Annotated in this window: 1 protein-coding gene; it reads right to left on the bottom strand. The window is 49.2% G+C overall.

Going from position 1 to position 6000, the window contains the following annotated elements; translation table 11 throughout:
* Positions 1-5712 (bottom strand): ESPR-type extended signal peptide-containing protein (locus YWE_RS0103270; protein ID WP_029093231.1); only part of this gene is annotated, 5712 nt, incomplete at its 3' end.
* Positions 5713-6000 lie beyond the last annotated feature (288 nt).

Here is a 6000-nt window from a genome sequence, read left to right as displayed (position 1 = left end):
CGTACCTGCCCCGGTCAGGGTCGCCGCGGCGCCACTGGCAATATGGGTCTGGCCGCCTAAACTGCCGTTGGCCGCACTGACCACCAGGTCACCACAGTTGATATTCAGCGTACCGCTACCGGTTAACCCGCCGGTCGCCGTTGAGGTGCCGCCCGCACTCAGGTTCAGCGTGCCTCCCGTAATATCAATAATATTGCCGTTGGTAAGCAAACCGCTGGTCAAGGCACCACCGCTGCCCAGCGTTACGGTACCGGCGTTGGTCAGNGCCCCCACCGTCTGGCTGTGGCCATTGATATTGGCTCTGGCCCCGTTCAGTATATTCAGTAATGAGCTCTCACCGAAGGCGTTATTGGCCCCAAGGATCAGTTCACCGGCATTGATCGTGGTGGCACCACGATAGCTGTTGTTGCCATTCGCCAGCGTTAAAGCNCCCTGGCTGCCATCGACCTGCAAGCCACCGGCACCAGAAACTAAAGCATTTAGCACTTTATTTGAGGATGCACTGCTGTCTGTTGCCAGTAATAAGGCATCCGCACCGTCGGTTAACAACTCTAGGGCACTCAGACCATAATTAACATACAGGCCATGCCCCCCGGTACCATTATTGCTGGTCAGACCGTAGTTATGAGTCGCGTTAGCCACCGTGGTCCCGCCCTGCTCGATAGTGGACAGCACCCCTTGCGAGCCTGAAGTGACGGCCGTGCCGTTAATCATCAAATCCAGATTATCGGCATTTCCGCTCACGTTATTGGCGTTGATCAGCGCCAACATAATATCGCCGCGATCTTGATCGAGGATTGATAAATTNGGTGCAACGACCGGATTATCATTATTCCAGCTGTCGGTGCCAGTCACGCTGATGGTGCCGNTACTCAACGCCAAATCAGTGACCGTAATTACACCGCTGGCCTGTGACTGNGGTGCAGCACCGTCAAAAATCAAGGTGCCGCCGCTCAGNTCTAGTCCATGCAAGGTACGATCGGTGGTACCCACCGTGGTCACGTTATCAGCCGACAGTTTCAGTGTGGCATTCGCCAGGGCGGCCGTATTATTAGCGCTTAATGCAAAAACCGAATTGGTCAGATTCACAATGCCGCTGAACCCACTGCCCACCGCAGAGCCGAAATCAAATGCCGTACTGGCGTCGTTCTTCGNCACATTCAGCGTGCCGTTACCNGTCAGCGCATGGTTGAATAACGCGATATCGGCCAGCGTNANCGTGGCATCGGCGATATCGACCGTCACCGTACTGCCNACCCCGTGACTCGCNGTCAGGGTAACGCTNGCNCNATCAGCAACCTGCAAGATNCCGTTACCGCTNACAGTATTGGCAAAGNTACCGCTAAAGCCCCCCAGTACCAGGCGGTCCTGCGTACCGGCCAGCGCCACGTTGGAGTCCGCGCCCAAATTGGCCGTGGAAGCCACCGTTAACGTGCTGTTNCCTGACAGCGCATACTGCCCGAGGAAGTCACTGTTATCCGCACTCAGTGAAGTATCAGCACCATTGACAATNTCAATGGTTGAACCGCTCACGCCGCTGAGTTCGTTNGCNATACTGCCGCTGACGCCGTTTAGTACCANCTGAGCCGTATTGCTGTCCAGATTGACCGTCGCCGTCGAAGCCCCGAGGTTACCGGCCTGACTCACGGTTAATGCCCCCGCCCCACCAATATGGTGTGCGCCGCTAAAACTGTTATTACCCGTCAGGGTCACTGCCGCATTGGTATTAATATCGCCNTTGCCACTTAGCACNTTGGCCACGGCAGCGTTAGCACCGTTCAGATTTAAATCACCCGACACCGTGATGGCACTGCTGCCCAACGTACCTGCCCCGGTCAGGGTCGCCGCGGCGCCACTGGCAATATGGGTCTGGCCGCCTAGACTCCCGTTGGCCGCACTGACCACCAGGTCACCACCGTTGATATTCAGCGTCCCGCTACCGGTTAACCCGCCGGTCGCCGTTGAGGTGCCGCCCGCATTCAGGTTCAGCGTGCCCCCCGTAATATCAAGAATATTGCCGTTGGTAAGCAAACCGCTGGTCAACGCACCACCGCTGCCCAGCGTTACGGTACCGGCGTTGGTCAGTGCCCCCACCGTCTGGCTGTGGCCATTGATATTGGTATTGGTTCCTGCTGCCGTATTTAATGCCGATGTCTGACCCAGCGCATTGTTGCTCCCCAGGTTCAGAATACCGCCATTCACCGATGTACTCCCGGTGTAGTCATTGGCTGAATTACTCAGCGTCAGTGTGCCGTTATTGGCACCGATAATCAGGTTACCTGCCGCAGTCAGTTTTGCCGACAGCGTATTATCTGAATTGACTGCCCCCACTGAGGTCAGCGTCAGGCTTTGTCCGCTCGCTAACGCCAACTGCGTCAGTTGGGTCGTCACACTCAGGCCGCCCCCATTACCCGACAAAGCATAATTATACAGTGCCTGAGCAACCGTATTGCTCCCCTGAATAACGTTCTGAAGGGTACCGTTACCCAAACTGTTGCCGGAGATATCTTGCAGTGTCAACTGTGCCAGTTCGGCCGCTGACAGCGTATTACTGCTGCTAATTAACTGAGCGGCAGTCCCCGTGTCCTCATCCAGTAAATTCCCGCCAGTACTGAGCGTCGGATCAACACGAATGGTACTGTTATCCGTTACGGCCAGGGTGTCGGTACTGATTAAGCTGCCATCGATAAAACCAACAATCCCACCGTTGAGGGTAAAATCACCTATCGCCTGATTGCCGGAATCTACCCCTACCGAGGTACCGGCAGACGCGATAAATAGTGCATTATGCAGTGCACTGGTATTATTACCGTTGAGAACAAAATTGCTGTTACTCATATCAACCGTGCCGGCAAATGCCGTGCCGGTATTACCACCAAAATTGAAGGTATTATTGGCGGTATCAACATTCAGCGTGCCGTTACCGGTCAGCGCATTATTAGATGTTAACATTCCGTTCAGGTTTAACGTGCCGTTCAGCGTAATGGATGTTGTACCCAGTTGATTGCTATTGCTGGCAGTCAGGGTGCCCCCTTGATTAATTTGCCAATTCCCCGCAAAAGCATTCGCCTGATTTAATGATACGTTAGCACCATTATTCACGATGGCCGAGCCATCACCACCGGCAACGTGACCTAAAGATGCATTCAGCGTGTTATTGAATGTGCTGCCAAAAAGTAGTTGGCTGCTGTCATCAATATTAATAATACCCCCACTCACATTACCGCCAGAAACCAGCGTTATCAGGCTGCCAATAAGATTGATATTACTGAAGCCTTGTAACGTCGTAGCGGCGGCCAGAGAATTTGTCGAGTTATTGAAGTTTAGGGTGTTGTCACCGGAGCCAGCATTCAAAGAGCCTAAATAAGTACTGCCCACCGTCATATTATTGATGGTGAAAATGTCATCACCAACACCAGTGGTAATGGATGACACTTGAGCACCACTCTGGATGGCCACGTTATTATTGCCATCACCCAGATTAATCACACCGTTACTTTGTGAAGTACTGCCCAATGTCAGAGTATCATTACCACTGCCAGTGATTAATGAACCATTCAATATGCCATTATTATTAATGGTATGACCGGCTGCACCAGCGAAATTAACTGTACCACTTAAGGTACCGTTATTATTCAATATCTTGGCGGCGGTTCCGGTAAAATTGATAGCCGTCGCACCCGTTGCGTTGATTCGGGTATTGGTACCAATCGTCGTCGTAGTGACTGCACCATCGGTTACCTGTAACCCGGTACCACCAGTGTTCGTGACATTGATATTCAGATTCGCGCCGGAGAAATCTACCCCACCACCGCTGACATTGATCCCTGTACCAGCGCCGGAAACGTTGATATCCAATGCTGTCGGATTTAATGCACTCAGAGCCACATTCGTGGTTGCAATCCCGGTGCCACTGCCAGTGATATTAATAGTATTACGACCATTTGCACTGCTTGCAAAAGTCAGACCAGCCAGAGTATTTAACGCCGTACCGTTGGCAGTATTGAGTGTGACGTGGCTTAATGCCAAATTAGCGTTAGCGGCTTTGGAGAAAGCAAGCCCAGTGCCGCCCAGATTGATAATCAAATCAGCCAGCGAATGATTGTTTGTGCCGGCGAAAGTTAAACCATTAGCTGCGTTAGTAACATTAATTGTACCACCAACCAAATTTAGCAACGCATTGGTCAGTACGTTAATCCCTGTGCCAGCAGAGGCACTGATGGTACCACTGCTATTATCAACATTGACGGTTTGTGTCGAAGTTGATGCAACAGATATCCCCGCCGAGGTACTGTTAATTATACCTTTATTGGCAACTTTAATCGTCGCAGTTCCGGTATTGATTGCAGACATTCCCGTCACCGCAGTAATAATGCCCGCAGCTTTATTTTCCAGCAGGATATTACCATTACCGGCATGAGAGGCTGAAATACCAGCGGTACCGGCATTAATGGCAGCACCAGAACTGATATAGATTCCGCTGTTGTTGGTCGCCCCGGTTTTAGTCGCCAAAATACCGGTACCGGCCGTCAGGTTTAATATAGATCCAGCAGCCAGATTGTAGATTACATCGCCAGTTTGGGTAATACCATTCCCTATCCCACCCGTATTGCCGCCACCAACGTTAGAAATCCCGTTACCCGTGGCATAAGCACCACCATTCTGAGCCGCAAGTTGTAATACCGCCCCGCTGCCAAAGCCGGTAACCGAGTTATAGGTGCCAATCTGAGCACCATTATTATCAGAACCAAAGATATTTTGTCCTGAATTTAAAGCGAATTTTGCACCATCTTCCAGCGTATATTGGTAGAAACCATTTCCACCAGAACCATTGGTAAAGAGAGGGGTGGTAATTGAAACATCTGCTGTGCTGCCAAAATGCATAAGACTATTGGCATTAGCTGAATTGGTCCAGAATACAGCCGGGAAGGCACCTGTTGTTGCTGTTAAATCAAAATGCCCTGTAAATTTGATATTGCTGGCCTGCGCCAACTGATGGTTGGTCCCAAATGTTAGTGATATAGGTTGGGTAAAATTACCCAAAATTAGCTGACTATTTAGGTTTGGTGTTCCACCCGCCCCTATATTTCCCAGCACGGCCAGCATGCTGTCAGTAACACTACCAATATTATCGATAACAATGTCAACCGAACTGGTGTTCCCCAGCATGGAAACAACCGTATTTCCTGCCGCCAGTGAGGAAGTTAGCGCTGCCATATTGGACAAGGTAAAAGATCCTGCCCCTCCCCAACTGGCATTAGTCTGACCGCTAAATACAAACGAGAAAACTCCTGTTGAAAGCGTAAAACCACCGCCGTCAATAACCAGATTTTTTCGGTTACTGGCCGCTTGGTTTACACTGACATTGCTATTCATCGTAATATTATTCAGCAATAAAATAGTAGTTGCTGAGCCACTCGTTAGCGCCGTATTAAATTCTGCAACAGTGCTAACCGCAACGCAACTTGAACCCATAGCTGTACAATCTGTTGCACTAATCGCAAACGCAGACTGACTCGATAAAATCCCTATAATAGCGGCGGACAGAACACCCATTCGGATAGAAAACGTCTTATCTAATAACTGGACAGAGAATGCTGAGGTTGCAAATCGACAGGTTGTTTTTGCTTTTTGTTTTCCCTTAGCAAACTCACCAACAGCAGTCCATAAACTCAAAGATGCATTCCAAATAACTTTAAAAACTGCGTTCATATAAACCTCTTAACAAATGAATATTTGTCAAAGAATTGTATTGATAAAAATTGCACTCTATAGGCCAGATAAACATACAACGCCAATATCCAACAATTTAATAATTAAAATTTTTTGCTTAAAAAACGGGCAACCCGCAAAAAAAACAACAGGTTAGATTCCACTAATTTGACTTATATCGGTCAATATAAAAACGCAAAAATATAATGCATATAATATCCTCTATTATATAGAATTAACAATCAATCATTTTTTAAATAAAAAACATCAATTAAATTGGAGTTCAAA

Source organism: Budvicia aquatica DSM 5075 = ATCC 35567 (assembly GCF_000427805.1).
In the GTDB taxonomy this organism is placed as follows: Bacteria; Pseudomonadota; Gammaproteobacteria; order Enterobacterales; family Enterobacteriaceae; genus Budvicia; species Budvicia aquatica.
The sequence above is the reverse complement of the archived record's forward strand: the minus strand, read 5'-3'. Positions and strand labels throughout refer to the sequence as shown.